The organism is Paraburkholderia phymatum (assembly GCF_038900715.1).
Lineage (GTDB): Bacteria > Pseudomonadota > Gammaproteobacteria > Burkholderiales > Burkholderiaceae > Paraburkholderia > Paraburkholderia phymatum_A.
Genome location: NZ_JAYMRZ010000013.1, coordinates 70,501 through 85,428, shown reverse-complemented (window position 1 = coordinate 85,428; position 14,928 = coordinate 70,501). Strand labels below are relative to the sequence as shown.

Sequence of the window (14,928 nt, the reverse complement as noted above, 5' to 3'; positions counted from 1 at the left end):
ATTGTTGAACGCATCGACTGGCTTTGATTGAACCGCGCGGCCTGGCCGCGTGTCTTTCGGATATCGCCACTTCATCTGGCTCATTAGGGAAGAATGCCATGTCCAATGACGCGATAAACACGGCTGCTTCATCCGCCAAACAACCTGTGAACCGCAAGCTCGACGCGGGGCCGCATCCTGCTTCGTCGGGGCCTGCAGGCGAGCAGCCCGCACCACCGTGCACGCTGGTCATCTTCGGCGCGGGCGGAGATCTCACCAAACGGCTCTTGACGCCCTCGCTCTACAACCTGACGGTCGACGGCCTGCTCGACGATCGCATGAACGTCATCGGCGTCAATCACGGCGAGCGCGAAACGAAGGACTGGGTCGATGATCTCGGCCAGTCGCTACAACAGTTTGCCGCGGACAAGGCCAGTGAATTTCATACCGGCAAGATCGACGACAAGGCATGGCAGTGGCTCTCGTCGCGCATGGAGTACATGGCGGGCGAATTCGAAGACGACGCGCTTTATGAGGCGCTCAAGCAGCGCATCGACAACGCGCCCGACGGCAATGCGATTTTCTATCTCGCAGTTGGCGCGCATTTTTTCAAGCCGATTGTCGGGCGACTCGGCAAGCACGGCTTGCTCAGGGAAGATCCGCAAGGCCATGGCGGCTTCCGGCGTCTCGTGATCGAAAAGCCATTCGGTACGGACCTCGCGTCTGCACGCGATCTAAATGCGCACATTCTGCATTTCGCAAAGGAAAAGCAGGTCTATCGCATCGATCACTTTCTCGGCAAGGACACGGTGCAAAGCATTCTAGCCGTGCGCTTTGCGAATGCGTTGTTCGAGCCGGTATGGCGGCGCGAGTACATAGACAACGTGCAGATCACGGCGGCCGAAACGCTCGGCGTCGAAGGGCGCGGAAAGTTCTACGAGCAGACGGGCGCGTTTCGCGACATGGTGCCGAACCACATGTTCCAGTTGCTCGCGATGGTCGCGCTTGAGCCGCCCACATCATTCGATGCCGAAGCCGTACGCGACAAGAAAGCCGAACTCTTCCATGCAATCGAGCCCCTGACGCCCAACGATGTCGTCTTCGGGCAATACGAAAAGGGCGATGCGAAGGCGGCCTATCGCGACGAACCGGATGTCGCGCGCCACAGCAAGACGGAAACCTATGCGGCTGCGCGCGTGTCCATCGACAACTGGCGCTGGGCAGGTGTGCCGTTCTATCTGCGCACGGGCAAGCGCATGACGGCGAAGCGCACGGAGATCGCGGTGCATCTGAAACGCGTGCCGTATCTGATGTTCCGCGATACGCCCGTCGATGCTTTGACGCCGAACGTGCTCACGCTGCGCATCGATCCCGCGCACGGCACAAGCTTCGACTTCAACGTGAAGGTGCCCGGACCGACAATGCAGATCGGCGCGGCGCGCTCCGCGTTCGACTACAACGACTACTTCGAGGAAAGCGCGAACGTCGGCTACGAAACGCTGCTGTACGACTGCATGCGTGGTGATGAGACGCTGTTTCAGCGCGCGGACGGCATCGAGTCGAGCTGGTGCGCGGTGGACCGTGTGCTGCATCCTCAGGGCGCCGCGTTGCAGGTGCATGGCTATCCGGCGGGAAGCAGTGGCCCGGCGCAAGCGGATGAAATGCTAGCCCGCGACGGCCGCACGTGGCGGCCGCTGGAGAAAAGCGGCTCGGCGAAATAGCACGCTGAATGGCGCACCGAATCAGCCGCACTGAACAAGAACCAGAGAAAGGGGAACGACTTGGCTACGAGCAGGAAAGAAGCAGCAAGCCGCGAAGAACGGATACTCGCGATCGACGTCGGCGGCACGGGCCTGAAGGCGGCAGTGCTGGATCCGGCCGGCAGCATGAAAAGTGAGCGCGTGCGCGTGCCCACGCCGCATCCGTGCACGCCGGCGCAACTCGTCGAAACGCTCGCGAAACTCGTGCAGCCGCTCGTCGACGAGCATCATCCCGCGTTGATGTCGATCGGCTTTCCCGGTGTCGTGCGCGACAACCGCATTCTGACCGCGCCGAATATCGGCGACGAGAGCTGGCGTGGGTTTCCGCTTGCGGACGAGCTTGTTGCGCGTGTCGGCGGCATGCCCGTGCGGATGATCAACGATGCCGAAATGCAGGGTCTCGCTGCAATCGAAGGGCACGGCATCGAGTTCGTGCTGACGCTCGGCACAGGCGCGGGCACCGCGCTCTTTCGCGACGGCGAGCTGATGCCGCATCTCGAACTCGCGCATCATCCCGTCAGCAAGAGCCGCACCTATGACCAGTACATCGGCAACGCGGCGCGCGAGAAGGCCGGCAACAAGCGCTGGAACCGGCGCGTCGAAAAAGTGATCGGCATCCTGGCTTCGCTCGTCAACTACGACAAGCTGTGGATCGGCGGCGGCAACGCGTCGAGGCTCACGTTCGAGTTGCCGACGAATGCCGCGATCGTGTCGAACGAGGCGGGCATCGAAGGCGGGGCGCGGCTCTGGCATGCGAAGTCGGTGCGCGAGTCGCGACGGTTGCCGGAAATGAACAAAAGGTAGAGCGTATTCGGATAGTGACGGGCCTGTGCAGCCGGTTAAAATCTGCTCAAAACTCCTCATCCGCGCGCGTTACATCAACGGCGGTTGCGCGGTTCTCTCGAGGCTGATACTGTATATTCATACAGAGAACCGATTTCCCAGCAGCCGACTCATGACCGATCCGCGTTGCTACACGTACCAGTCACGCCCTGTGGTAAGCGTAGCGCAAGCCGCTTGGCTGGACGGCTACGCCGCGCTGTACGGTCGGGCCGAACGCAGCCTTTTCGCGGCACTTCAGGCGGGCGGCAAGGATGTGAACACCATCAAGCGTGAGTTCCTGTTGCGCTTTGGGCTGACCGCCCGCCAGTTCAACGCGATGCGTATCGGCCTGCAGGGCAAGGTCGACAGCATCGACGCTCTGCGGTCGGAGCGCGTGGCGGGTCTGAACAAGCAGATCAGGCGGGCGGCGACGTACGTTGGCAAGCTTGAGAAATCGGCGCCTGGCACGTCGAAGCTGCATCAGAAGCGTCGCCGTCTGGGCATCCTGCAGGCGAAGCTGGAACAGATTCAGACCGACCAGAAGACCGGCCACGTGAGGCTGTGCTTTGGCTCACGCAAGCTGTTCCGGGCCCAGTTCGCGCTGGCGCAAAACGGGTACACCAGCCATGCGGAATGGAAAGCCGACTGGCAGGCGCGGCGCGATGCGCAGTTCTTCGTACTCGGCAGCAAGGACGAGACGGCGGGCAACCAGTCGTGCCAGGCAAGCCTCGAAGAGGATGGCACGCTGACGCTGAAGCTGCGTCTGCCGGATCGCCTCACCGCAGCGGGTAAATACATCACGCTCCCCGGCGTGCGCTTCGCCTATGGCCATCAGGACGTCGTAACTGCGCTCCTGTCAAGCCAGCGGGTGCAGTCCGGCACGAAGGATGGCAAGCCCGTCTACCGGCGCACCGGCACCGCCGTCAGCTATCGCTTCGTGCGCGATGGGAAGGGCTGGCGGGTATTCGCCAGCGTGGACGTCAGCGCTCCGGCTCGAACGAGCCGCCGCCAGTGCGGCGCGATCGGTGTGGACATCAATGCCGACCATCTCGCGCTGGCCGAGCTCGACGCATCAGGCAACCTAGTCCGAACCCTGAGGCTCGACCTAGCGACCTATGGAAAGACCACGGCGCAGGCTGAAGCAATGATCGGCGACGCATGCGTCGCTATTGCCGAACTCGCCCGCGCGGCAGGCAAGCCGGTCGTACACGAGATGCTTGACTTCACAAGGAAAAAGCCGGAACTGGAGGTTACTGGCGCGCGGTACGCGCGCATGCTCTCATCGCTGTCCTACCGCAAGCTCATGGCCGGTATCGATAGCGCGTGCTTTCGCCGTGGCGTGGAGACGATCGCGGTTAATCCGGCCTACACGTCGGTGATCGGCGCGGTCAACCATGCGAAGCGGCGCGGGATTTCAATACACATGGGCGCCGCGTGTGCGATCGCCCGAAGAGGATTGGGCTTGTCAGAACGCCTGGCAGTGCGCAGCGGTCAGGTGCCCGCGCACTGCGGTGGTCACGTCACCTTCGTGCTACCCGAGAGGAATCGTGCGAAGCATGTGTGGTCACTGTGGGCCGGTGTGAAGAGAAGTCTGAAAGCGGCGCATGCAGCGCATCTCCGGTCGGAACGTGAGCGGGCCAGAGGCGGCTCACGTTCTGCACCACTGGCCCCGGCAACGCGGCCAGTGGGTGCTATCCGGACCTCCGGGGTGCGATCCCCCGGCGCGAATCGTCATCAACACTGCTCGGGTGGCGTCTGATCGAATCTGTGCAAGTTTGAGCAGGTTCTTAGGAGCGGTAGGGTAGTCCGTTTGTGCGGATGCAAATGCGGGGCCGCACATCGTTCAACGGAGTCGCGCGATGAAAAGGTTCCCTTATGCCGCACTTGCGCGTGTCGCGCTATGTGTCGCGTTGTCGGCGAGAGCGATGCAGGTCTTTGCGGCGGACGCTTTCGAAGTCACGTCGCCGGGCACGCCCGATGGCGGCACGGTCGATTCGAGCCATGGCGCAAGCGCGAACAATTGTGGCGGCGGCAACCAGTCGCCCGCCGTGCAGTGGCGCAACGTCCCTGCGGGCACGCGCAGTTTCGCGGTGACGCTGTTCGATCCCGATGGCGCGAAAGGCCTGGGCGTGATCCATTGGGTGCTGTACGGGATACCTGCATCGATGACGTCGATGGCGCATGGCGCGTCCGCGCCGGAGGGCAGCGTGAGCGGCATCAATCGCACCGGGAAGCCCGGCTATTACGGGCCGTGTCCGCCCGTCGGCGACGTGCCGCATCACTACGTGCTACAGGTCTACGCGCTCGATCTCGCGCAAGACGCTTTGCAGCCCGGTCTCAATCACGATCAGTTCCTCGCGGCCATCAACAATCACGTGCTGGCCGCGAGCAGCACCGTGCTGCGCTACGGGCGCTAACGCACGTTGCCTAGCGCGGCGCATCGCCCCAACGGTATTCGACCGTCGCCTGATCGAGCTGTGACTTGAGTTCAGGGTCGAGCGTGTAGTCGGCGGCGGCGAGCGAATCGTTCAGCTGATCGACGCGGCTCGCGCCGATGATCGCCGATGTGATGACGGGATTCGCGAGCACCCACGCGATCGCCGTCTTCGTCATCGGCTCGCCCGTTTTCGCGTTGATCTCGCGCAGCGTGTCGATCGTCTTGAACTCGCGCTCGTGCCAGTAGCGCTCCGAATACATCTCGCCTGCCTTGCCGACCGTTTCGGTGAAACGTCCGTCCGCCGGCTTTGCGCCGTGACGATGCTTGCCCGTCAGCAGGCCGCCTGCGAGCGGGTTATAGGGCATCACGGCGAGACCTTCTTCATCGGCGAGCGGCAGCAGTTCGCGCTCGATCTGCCGGAACAGCAGGTTGTAGCGCGGCTGCACCGACACGAAGCGCGCAGTGCGCAGCGCGTCCGCGCGGCCAAGCATGCGCGCGAGCCGGTACGCGAGATAGTTCGACACGCCGATATAGCGCGCCTTGCCCGAACGCACGATCACGTCGAGCGCTTCGAGCGTCTCGTCGAGCGGCGTGTCGCGGTCATCGGAGTGCAGCTGATACAGATCGACGTAATCGGTGCCGAGGCGGCGCAGCGACGCATCGATCGCATCGAGCAGATGTTTGCGCGACGCACCCTGGTCCCACGGCGACGGGCCAACCTTGCCGACGGCTTTCGTCGCGAGAATGAAGCGGTCGCGCTTGCCCTTGAGCCAGCGCCCGATGATCTCCTCGGTGCGGCCGATGACACCCTCGGTGCCTCCGAGCGGATAGACGTCAGCCGTATCGATGAAATTCACGCCGGCGTCCGTTGCCTTGTCGAGAATGCCGCGCGATACATCTTCTTCGGTTTGCAAGCCGAAGGTCATCGTACCGAGACACAAACGCGAGACATTAAGGCCGGTGCTACCGAATTTGCGGTATTGCATGATCGACTCCGCGAGAAGGGAACTATGGGTGATGGGTTGATGTGATGTGCAGCAGGACGGGCAAAAGCGCGACAAAGCAGCAAGCATAGCGGCTATTGCGGATTCGCGTCGCTGGCCCGTCATGCGCGGTCGTGCACAGCTGAATCGCCGGTACTGCTTTGTCCTTTCTTCGTCCCGTAATGGCGAAAACTTTTCATTTGCGTAGGGTCTAAACGGCTTTGACATCGAGTCGAGGTTCATGTCCGATGAGTGTCGAACGAAGCGTCAACGACAATATCGAGCAAAGCAGTTTCCCTAAGCGCGGTGCACTGGTCGCCGCTGCAGTCGTGGCAGTCGTGACGTTAGGGATTGCCGTCACGTACGCAATCCGCTTGAAAAGCAAGAAGGGCAATGCGCGCGTGCCCGAGCCTGTGAAGAGCGTCGATCTGGACCGCTACACGGGGCACTGGTACGAGTTTGCGCGTTACGACAATCACTTCGAACGGGGCCGCGATTTCGTCACGGCCAACTATGCGAAGCGCGATGACGGCTCGCTCAGCGTGATCAACACGGGCCGCGACGGCGCAAACGGCGTGCGGCGCATTGCGAGAGGCAAGGCGCGCGTGACGCCCGGCTCCGACAACGCCAAACTGAAAGTGTCTTTCTTCGGACCGTTCTACGTCGGCGACTACTGGGTGCTCGATCACGCCGACGACTATCGATGGTCGATCATCGGCGAGCCGAGCGGTGCGTATCTATGGATACTCACGCGCGACGCGAAGCCCGCTGGGGAACTGCAACACGCGCTGCTCGAACGCGTGCGCGCGCTCGGCTATGACCTTTCGATGCTGCGCCGTACACAGCACTGAAAGCCCGGCTGAAAATTTTTCTGCTTGGCGAAGCGGTCGTCGGCTTATTGCTTGCGTTGCGCTATTGAACGCCGCTTCGAATGCAGCTTCGCGGTAAGTTTTGCTCTTGCCTTGCACGTCGCGCACGGTCGACGTCAACGCTTTTGCGTCGATCCGCGCACGATCAGTCGCGGCTCCGATGTCACGCACATGCGCGGCGCCTTTTGCTGCGCACCATGCTTGCGTGTCGGCCGCTCGATCAGATCGCGCAGCAGCGTCACGGCAAGTTCGGCGGCTTCGACGGTCGGCACGGCGACGGTCGTCAGCGGCGGGCGCGATTGCTGCGCAAGCTGGATGTCGGTAATGCCGACCACGGAGAGATCGCGCGGCACGTTGCGCCCGAGATCGGCGGCAGCATGAATGGTGCCGAGCGCGGGCAGGTCGTTCGTCGCGAAGATCGCTGTCATGTTCGCGTCGCGCTCCAGCAGATCGCGCGCGGCCGTGTAGCCGCCCTGGATCGTGTCGGGCGCGTAACGCACGTTTTTCGCGGGCACCTTCAGGCCCGCTTCGCGCATCGCATCGACGAAGCCTTCGTAACGCGACGCGTGAATGCCAGAAGGCTTGCTGCCGACAATCGCGCCGATGCGACGATGGCCCAGTTCGATCAGATGCTTCGCGGCCAGCCGGCCCGCAAGACGAAAGTCGACCGCGATGCACGGCAAACCCGGCGGATCGTCGGGACGTTCCCACATGCACAGCACCACGGGCGCGCCGCGCGCTTGCGTCTTGTGCAGATCGTCGAAGTCGAGATTCGCGTTCATCACGAGCACACCCTCGGAGAGCGTGCCTGCAATCTGGTCCAGATACGCGCGGCCCGCGCGCGGGTCCTCGTTCGTGTTGCAGATGATGACGAAGTGGCCGCTCTTGCGCGCCTCGCGTTCGACGGCGAGCGCGAACTCGGGATAGAACGGATTCGCGATGCTCGACACCATCAGCGCGATCGTGGGTGCGCGGCCTTCGGCGAGCGCGCGTGCGGCAAGATGCGGACGGTAGTTGAGCGCTTCGACGGCTTCGAGCACGCGCTGACGTGTCTGCTCGCCGACGCGTCCGCGATTGCGCAGCACGTTCGAGACCGTGGCGGACGTGACGCCGGCGCGCCGCGCGACTTCGCTGAGTGTGGACATGGTTTGCGCGTCAATATATGGGACAAGCGTTCATCATTTGCATTGGCTACGAAGGCGGGGCACCATGCGCGAAACACCAGAACGATGATCGGAGACAGCGTTGACAGGCCAGCAGCACCGCTAACAAAAAGGCCTGCGGCCCCGCGATCGCAATGCGATCGTTTTTTCGGCCGTGCAGATTAAGCGCTTAATCTCCGCTTCGCGCTGATTAAATCACGGAGTCGAAGCGATGGCGAGCATTTCCTTGAGGGGCGTGCAGAAAGCGTATGGAGACAACGCGCCTGTGATCCGCAACGTCGATCTGGAGATCGGCGAGAACGAGTTTTGCGTGTTCCTCGGTCCGTCGGGCTGCGGCAAGTCCACGCTGCTGCGCATGATCGCAGGGCTCGAAGATGTGACGGACGGCGACCTGTCGATCGGCGGGCGCATCGTCAACGACGTGCCCGCTGCCGAGCGCGGCGTCGCAATGGTGTTTCAGAGCTATGCGCTCTTTCCGCACATGAGCGTGCACGAGAACATGGCCTTCGGCCTGAAGCTCGCCAAAAAGCCGAAAGACGAAATCGACCACAAGGTTCGCGAAGCCGCGCGCATCCTGCAACTGGAAGCGCTGCTCGACCGCAAGCCGCGTGCGTTGTCAGGCGGGCAGCGGCAACGCGTCGCGATTGGCCGCGCAATCGTGCGCGAGCCCGGCGTGTTTCTGTTCGACGAGCCGCTGTCGAATCTCGACGCGACGCTGCGTGGCCAGACGCGCATCGAAATCGCGCGGTTGCACAAGCAGTTCGCATCGGCGAGCGTCGTCTACGTGACGCACGATCAGACGGAAGCGATGACGCTCGCTGACAAGATCGTGCTGCTGCACACGGGCAAGGACACGGAGCGCTACGGCAGCATCGCGCAGATCGGCGCGCCGCTCACGTTGTATCACCGGCCCAGCAGCCGTTTCGTCGCGGGCTTCATCGGCTCGCCGCGCATGAACTTTCTGCCTGCACGCGTCACGGCGATCGACGGGCAAGGCGTCGACGTCACGCTCGATCATACGAATGAAACCGTGCGCGTTCTCGTCGACGGCAGCACGCTGCAAGGCGCGCAGCCGGTGACACTCGGCGTGCGTCCCGAACATCTCCGGCTCGTCGCGGCCGATGTATCACGACGTGAGGCAACGCTCACGCGCACCGTTTCGCTCGTCGAGCATCTGGGCGAACACAGCTATGCGCATCTCGAACAACCCGGCGGCGACGTGCTGATCGCGAAAGTGCCCGGCAATGCGCGCATCGAGCAGGGCGAGCGCGCCGTATTCGAGGCGCCCGCCAACGCCTGCCATCTTTTCACCGACGACGGATTCGCCGTGAAGGCGCTCAACACCGTCGAACACTACGCATAAGGGACATGCGCATGCGCCTTGGAGTCTGCTATTACCCGGAGCACTGGCCGGAATCGATGTGGGAAGACGACGCGCGCCGTATGAAAGCGCTCGGCATCGAACAGGTGCGAATCGCGGAGTTCGCGTGGAGCCGTATCGAGCCCACGCCGGGCGAATACGATTGGGGCTGGCTCGATCGCGCCGTCGACGTGCTCGGCGATGCGGGCTTGCAGGTGGTCATGTGCACGCCCACGGCCACACCGCCGAAGTGGCTGATCGATCGTTATCCCGACATCCTTCCCGTTGGCGCCGATGGCCGGCCGCGCGCGTTCGGCTCGCGACGTCACTACGATTTCTCGTCGCCGTCGTATTTCGAGGCGTCGCGCAAGATCTGCACGGCCGTCGCGGAGCGTTATGGCAAGCATCCTGCCGTCGCTTACTGGCAGACGGACAACGAGTTCGGCTGCCACAACACGGTGGTCAGCTATTCGCCTGCTGCCGTCGCGCGTTTTCGTGTTTGGCTCACGGAACGCTATCAAACCATCGATGCATTGAACCGTGCGTGGGGCACTGTGTTCTGGAGCATGGAGTACCGCAGGTTCGACGAAATCGACGCGCCCGTTGCGACGGTGACGGAAGCGCATCCGTCGCATCGTCTCGACTATCGGCGTTTCGCTTCCGACGAAGTGGCGCGCTACAACCGCATGCAGGTCGAGATCATTCGCGCGCATTCGCCGGGGCGGCCCGTTGCGCACAACTTCATGCAGCTCTTCACCGAGTTCGATCACTACAAGGTCGCGCGCGATCTCGATGTGGCGACGTGGGACAGCTATCCGCTCGGCGCGCTCGAAGAGCAGTGGTTCGCGCCTGAGGTCAAGGCGAAGTTTCTGCGCACAGGGCATCCCGATTTCGCGTCGTTCAATCATGACGTGTATCGCGGCATGTCGAAGCTGCCCTTCTGGGTGATGGAGCAGCAGCCCGGTCCCGTCAACTGGGCGCACTGGAATCCCGCGCCGCTGCCGGGCATGGTGCGCCTGTGGAGCTGGGAAGCGTTCGCGCACGGCGCGGGCTGCGTGTCGTACTTCAGATGGCGCCAGGCGCCGTTCGCGCAGGAGCAGATGCATGCGGGCCTGAATACGCCGGACAATCGCCTCGATATCGGCGGCAGCGAAGCGACAAAGGTCGCGCAGGAGATCGCGCATGTGCTGTCGGCCGATGCGGATGCAAACGCCGATGTGCGCAACAAGATCGCGCTGATCTACGACTACGAAGCGAAGTGGCTCTTCGAGATTCATCCGCAGGGCGCGGATTTCCACTATCCGCGTTTTGCATTCGAGTACTACTCGGCGTTGCGCTCGCTCGGTTTCGATGTCGACGTGATTTCCGCCGATGCGCCGCTCGACGGCTACGCGATGATCGTCGTGCCGCCGCTGCCCGTCGTGCCCGCCGACTTTGCGGCGCGGCTCGCGGCGTCGGGCGCGCAGATCGTGCTCGGTCCTCGCACGGGCTCGAAGACGCCCGATCTGCAGATTCCCGCGAACCTGCCGCCGGGCGCGCTCGCATCGTTGCTGCCGATTCGCGTATGGCGCGTCGAATCGATGCGGCCCAACGTGACGGAGCCGGTGCGGCTCGACGGCAACGGCGGTGCGCATCGCGAAGGCCATGCGCGTCACTGGCGCGATCTGATCGATGCAGTCGACGAACGCACCTTCGGCGTGCATGCACGTTTCGCCGACGGCCATCCCGCGTATGTGCAGCATGGTCGCGTCCATTACTTCGCGAGCCTGTTCGACGACCGTCTCACCGAGTCGCTGTTCGCGCGCATCGCAACGCAAGCCGGCCTCACGCCGATGCCGTGTGGTGACAGCGTGCGCATCAGCCGGCGCGGCAAGCTCACGTATGTCTTCAACTATGCGGGCGACAGGCACGTGATCGCAGGCGTCGATGCATCGCGCTTCGTGATCGGCGCGCGTGAAGTCGAGCCGCAAGGCGTAGCGGTTTATCGGACCGAGTAGGCAAGTGATCCAGCACGTAAAAACCAGACGCAAATGACAGGAGACGAAAGGATGACAGCAAGCCAATTCAACCCGCGCAAGGCGTTCGCGACGATGGCCATCGCGGTTGCGGCAGCCGTGTCGTCGTTCGCTGCGACGACCACGGTCGCGCAGGCGGGCACGATGACGATGAACATCGCGTTCAAGGGCGCAAGCCAGCGCGCGGTGTGGCAATCGGTGATCGACGACTTCAAGAAGGCACACCCGGACATCGACGTGAAGGTGTCGTTCGTCGATGAAGAGGCGTACAAGGTGCAATTGCCGGGCTGGCTGTCGACGGTCGCGCCCGATGTCGTCAACTGGCACAACGGCGAGCGCATGGCCTATTACGCGCGGCGCGGCCTGTTCGAGGACCTGAGCGGCGACTGGAAGAAGAACGGCTGGGACAGCATGTATGCATCGACGAAGGAATCGTCGACATACAACGGCAAGCAGTACGCGGCGCCGACCGTGTATTACTCGTGGGGCCTGTTCTATCGCAAGGACCTGTTCCAGAAGGCCGGCATCGCGTCCGAGCCGAAGACATGGGATCAGTTGATGGACGCGTGCAAGAAGCTGAAGGCCGCGGGCATCACGCCGTTCGCAGTGGGCGGCCGCGACGCATGGACGCTCGCGGGCTGGTTCGATTATCTTGACCTGCGCCTGAACGGCAACGCGTTCCACCAGAAGCTGATGGCGGGTGAAGTGCCTTATACCGATCCGCGTGTGAAGAAGGTCTACACGACGTGGAAGCAGATGCTCGACGATCACGATTTCATCGACAACTCGCTGTCCTACGATCTGGATGCGGCGCAACCGTTCCTGTTCCAGGGCAAGGCCGCGATGATGCTGATGGGCACGTTCATCACGGGCGGCTTCCCGCCGAGCGTGAAGCCGAACATGAGCTATTTCCAGTTCCCGATCATCGATTCCAACGTGCCGACTGCGGAAGACGGCCCCGTCGAGTCGCTGCACATTCCGGCGAAGGCCAAGAACAAGGCCGATGCGCACACGTTCCTCGCGTTCGTCGAATCGCCCGAGCAGGGCGCGAAGCTCGCGGCGGGTCTCGGCTCGCTGTCGGCGAACAGCAAGTCGCCGGAACCGGAAGATCCCATTTCGAAGATCGGCTTCCAGATTCTGTCGAACACGAAGGGCGGCATCGCGCAGTTCTACGATCGCGACATGACGAAGGAAATGGCCGACGAAGGGATGAAGGGCATGCAGCAGTTCGTCTCCGATCCATCGAAGCTCGACGCGATTCTCGCGCAGCTCGAACAGACGCGTAAGCGCATCTACAAGAAGTAACGGCGGGAGCGCCGGGCGACGATCGCATGCGCATGTCGCCCGGCGCGCAGCAAGTCAGCAGCCCGCTTGCATGAAGAGGAGCATCGTCGTGTCGCATTCGGTCACACGTCAGGACATCAACGCCACGCCGCCTTCGCCGCAGGCCGCGCCCGCGCCCGGAGCGGCGGGCAGGCGGCGCGGCCCGTCGCCGTCTGCGCGCCGGCAGCGCAAGGCCGCGCTTCTTTTTCTCGCGCCCGCATGCGTGATGGTTGCCGTGTACGTCGTCTGGCCGATCCTGTCGTCGATCTGGCTCAGCTTCTACAACTGGGACGGCATGACCGACAAGGTGTTTATCGGTCTCGCGAATTACATCGAGCTGTTTCAGGCGCCGACGTTCTATACCGCGTTGAAGAACAACCTGATCTGGCTCGTGCTGTTCCTGCTCGCGCCGCCGATGGGACTCGCTGTCGCGCTCTATCTGAACCAGGCGGTCGCGGGCATACGCGTGGTGAAGTCGCTGTTCTTTGCGCCGTTCGTGCTGTCGGGCGTAGTCGTCGGGCTGATCTTTTCGTGGTTCTACGATCCGACATTCGGCCTGCTGGCGATGATCCTCGGACATGGCGTCCCCGTTCTCGGCGATGCGCGCTATGCGACCTTCGGCATCATCTTCGCCGCGCTGTGGCCGCAGACGGCGTACTGCATGATTCTCTACTTGACGGGGCTCACGACGCTCAACAGCGAGCAGATCGAAGCGGCGCGGATGGAAGGCGCGAAGGGCTGGTCGATGCTATGGCACGTGGTGCTGCCGCAATTGCGGCCCGTCACGTTCATGGCGATCGTCGTGACGGTGATTGGTGCGCTGCGCAGTTTCGATCTGATTTCGGTGATGACAGGCGGCGGCCCGTTCGAAAGCTCGACTGTGCTCGCGTATTACATGTACGACCAGGCGATCAAGTACTACCGCATTGGTTATTCGGCGTCGATTGCCGTTGTGCTGTTCGCGATCATGCTCGTGTACATCGTCTATCACCTGCGCCGCATGCTGCGCCACGAACAGTAAGGAGCGGACCATGTATCCGATGCCCGTTGCGAAATGGAAGCCGCTCAACCGGCGCCTGTACAAGCTGACGCTGCCCATCGCGCTCCTGATCTGGCTGCTGCCGATGATCGCGGTGCTCATCACGTCGGTGCGCTCGACGGAAGAACTGAGCGAAGGCAATTACTGGGGCTGGCCGAAGCACATCGCGTTCATCGACAACTACCGCGAAGCGCTCACCACATCGCCGATGCTGCATTACTTCTGGAATAGCGTGCTGATCACGGTGCCTTCCGTGATCGGTTCGATTGCGCTCGCGGCGATGGCGGGCTTCGCGCTGGCGATCTATCACTTTCGCGGCAACACGACGCTCTTCGCGACGTTCGTGGCGGGCAACTTCGTGCCGATCCAGATCCTGATGATTCCCGTGCGCGACCTGTCGCTGAGCCTCGGGCTCTTCAATACGCTGTACGCGCTGATCCTCTTTCACGTGTCGTTTCAGACGGGCTTTTGCGCGCTCTTTCTGCGCAACTTCATCAAGCAGCTGCCGTATGAACTCGTCGAGGCGGCGCGCATCGAAGGCGCGGGCGAATGGACCGTGTTCTTTCGCATCGTGTTGCCGTTGATTCGTCCCGCGCTCGCCGCGCTCGCGATTCTCGTCTTCACGTTCGTCTGGAACGACTACTTCTGGGCGCTGTGCCTGACGCAAGGCGATGAGGCCGCACCGATCACGGTGGGCGTCGCTGCGCTCAAAGGACAATGGACGACGGCGTGGAATCTCGTGTCGGCCGGTTCGATTCTCGCCGCGCTGCCTTCCGTCGCGATGTTCTTCGCGATGCAGAAGCACTTCGTTGCGGGCCTTACGTTCGGCGCGACCAAGGGATAGTGCTGCGAGCGCGATACGTCACCGCCCCGGTTGCGCAACCGTGTGCACCCCTGCGAGCGGCGATCCATAACCGCCCGAGTGCGCATTGTTCGGCAGACCGTTCACAAGTTGTGCGCGCGGGTCGATCGGATTCAGATTGAGTTCGCCGGCCTGCTGGTTGCCATGCGTCGGGTATTCGCTGCCGAGCGGCGCTGTGGGCATCAGACGCGTGTCGTTCATCGGCGCGTTCATGTCGTCATAAACAGAAAGTCCCTGCGCCTGCGATAGAACCGCGCTCAACGCTAGCGCGAGCGCTGTGGCGCCATGAAGCGAAAAGGTGGTCTTGTGCATGGTG

At 62.7% G+C, this 14,928-nt stretch carries 13 protein-coding genes; 10 read left to right on the top strand and 3 right to left on the bottom strand.

Annotated features, from left to right (window positions below):
- The first annotated feature begins 98 nt into the window (after nt 1-98).
- The 4 genes from zwf (at nt 99) to VSR68_RS23235 (ending at nt 4,978) form a co-directional block, all read left to right on the top strand.
- Nucleotides 99-1,700, top strand: coding sequence for a glucose-6-phosphate dehydrogenase (gene zwf, locus VSR68_RS23250; protein WP_342942085.1), 1,602 nt, complete (start codon nt 99-101; stop codon nt 1,698-1,700).
- 60 nt (nt 1,701-1,760) lie between these two features.
- Nucleotides 1,761-2,543, top strand: coding sequence for an ROK family protein (locus VSR68_RS23245; protein WP_342942084.1), 783 nt, complete (start codon nt 1,761-1,763; stop codon nt 2,541-2,543).
- Between the two features lie 151 nt (nt 2,544-2,694).
- A complete protein-coding gene (locus VSR68_RS23240) occupies nt 2,695-4,320 on the top strand; it encodes an IS200/IS605 family accessory protein TnpB-related protein (protein ID WP_342942083.1) in 1,626 nt (541 codons plus the stop codon).
- 166 nt (nt 4,321-4,486) lie between these two features.
- Nucleotides 4,487-4,978, top strand: coding sequence for a YbhB/YbcL family Raf kinase inhibitor-like protein (locus VSR68_RS23235; RefSeq protein WP_342942206.1), 492 nt, complete (start codon nt 4,487-4,489; stop codon nt 4,976-4,978).
- A 10-nt stretch (nt 4,979-4,988) separates the two neighbouring features.
- Here the strand turns inward: VSR68_RS23235 and VSR68_RS23230 are convergent, their stop codons facing one another.
- Complete coding sequence (locus tag VSR68_RS23230; RefSeq protein WP_342942082.1) at nt 4,989-5,984, bottom strand: aldo/keto reductase; 996 nt, start codon at nt 5,982-5,984, stop codon at nt 4,989-4,991.
- Nucleotides 5,985-6,229: 245 nt separating this feature from the next.
- On the opposite strand from VSR68_RS23230, the gene VSR68_RS23225 reads away from it, so the two are divergent.
- Nucleotides 6,230-6,832 carry a lipocalin family protein gene (locus tag VSR68_RS23225; RefSeq protein ID WP_342942081.1) on the top strand — a complete coding sequence of 201 codons (603 nt, stop codon included), beginning with the start codon at nt 6,230-6,232 and terminating at the stop codon, nt 6,830-6,832.
- A 134-nt stretch (nt 6,833-6,966) separates the two neighbouring features.
- Here the strand turns inward: VSR68_RS23225 and VSR68_RS23220 are convergent, their stop codons facing one another.
- Complete coding sequence (locus VSR68_RS23220; RefSeq protein WP_342942080.1) at nt 6,967-7,995, bottom strand: LacI family DNA-binding transcriptional regulator; 1,029 nt, start codon at nt 7,993-7,995, stop codon at nt 6,967-6,969.
- Nucleotides 7,996-8,224: 229 nt separating this feature from the next.
- Here VSR68_RS23220 and VSR68_RS23215 point away from each other — a divergent pair, with 229 nt between their 5' ends.
- The 5 genes from VSR68_RS23215 (at nt 8,225) to VSR68_RS23195 (ending at nt 14,594) form a co-directional block, all read left to right on the top strand.
- Complete coding sequence (locus VSR68_RS23215) at nt 8,225-9,376, top strand: sn-glycerol-3-phosphate ABC transporter ATP-binding protein UgpC (protein ID WP_342942079.1); 1,152 nt, start codon at nt 8,225-8,227, stop codon at nt 9,374-9,376.
- Between the two features lie 11 nt (nt 9,377-9,387).
- Nucleotides 9,388-11,370, top strand: a complete 1,983-nt coding sequence (locus VSR68_RS23210) for a beta-galactosidase (protein ID WP_342942078.1) — start codon at nt 9,388-9,390, stop codon at nt 11,368-11,370.
- Nucleotides 11,371-11,421: 51 nt separating this feature from the next.
- A complete protein-coding gene (locus VSR68_RS23205; RefSeq protein WP_342942077.1) occupies nt 11,422-12,693 on the top strand; it encodes an ABC transporter substrate-binding protein in 1,272 nt (423 codons plus the stop codon).
- 88 nt (nt 12,694-12,781) lie between these two features.
- On the top strand, nt 12,782-13,732 hold the full coding sequence (locus VSR68_RS23200) for a sugar ABC transporter permease (protein ID WP_342942205.1): 951 nt from the start codon (nt 12,782-12,784) through the stop codon (nt 13,730-13,732).
- 10 nt (nt 13,733-13,742) lie between these two features.
- Entirely contained in the window at nt 13,743-14,594 is an 852-nt protein-coding gene (locus VSR68_RS23195) for a carbohydrate ABC transporter permease (RefSeq protein ID WP_342942076.1), read from the top strand.
- 18 nt (nt 14,595-14,612) lie between these two features.
- Here VSR68_RS23195 and VSR68_RS23190 read toward each other — a convergent pair whose 3' ends face one another.
- Nucleotides 14,613-14,924, bottom strand: coding sequence for a hypothetical protein (locus tag VSR68_RS23190; RefSeq protein ID WP_342942075.1), 312 nt, complete (start codon nt 14,922-14,924; stop codon nt 14,613-14,615).
- Nucleotides 14,925-14,928 lie beyond the last annotated feature (4 nt).

Coding starts and splice junctions, on each gene's coding strand:
- zwf (WP_342942085.1), top strand. CDS start 99: ATGTCCAATGACGCGATAAACACGGCTGCTTCATCCGCCAAACAACCT.
- VSR68_RS23240 (WP_342942083.1), top strand. CDS start 2,695: ATGACCGATCCGCGTTGCTACACGTACCAGTCACGCCCTGTGGTAAGC.
- VSR68_RS23235 (WP_342942206.1), top strand. CDS start 4,487: ATGCAGGTCTTTGCGGCGGACGCTTTCGAAGTCACGTCGCCGGGCACG.
- VSR68_RS23230 (WP_342942082.1), bottom strand. CDS start 5,984: ATGCAATACCGCAAATTCGGTAGCACCGGCCTTAATGTCTCGCGTTTG.
- VSR68_RS23225 (WP_342942081.1), top strand. CDS start 6,230: ATGAGTGTCGAACGAAGCGTCAACGACAATATCGAGCAAAGCAGTTTC.
- VSR68_RS23220 (WP_342942080.1), bottom strand. CDS start 7,995: ATGTCCACACTCAGCGAAGTCGCGCGGCGCGCCGGCGTCACGTCCGCC.
- VSR68_RS23215 (WP_342942079.1), top strand. CDS start 8,225: ATGGCGAGCATTTCCTTGAGGGGCGTGCAGAAAGCGTATGGAGACAAC.
- VSR68_RS23210 (WP_342942078.1), top strand. CDS start 9,388: ATGCGCCTTGGAGTCTGCTATTACCCGGAGCACTGGCCGGAATCGATG.
- VSR68_RS23205 (WP_342942077.1), top strand. CDS start 11,422: ATGACAGCAAGCCAATTCAACCCGCGCAAGGCGTTCGCGACGATGGCC.
- VSR68_RS23195 (WP_342942076.1), top strand. CDS start 13,743: ATGTATCCGATGCCCGTTGCGAAATGGAAGCCGCTCAACCGGCGCCTG.
- VSR68_RS23190 (WP_342942075.1), bottom strand. CDS start 14,924: ATGCACAAGACCACCTTTTCGCTTCATGGCGCCACAGCGCTCGCGCTA.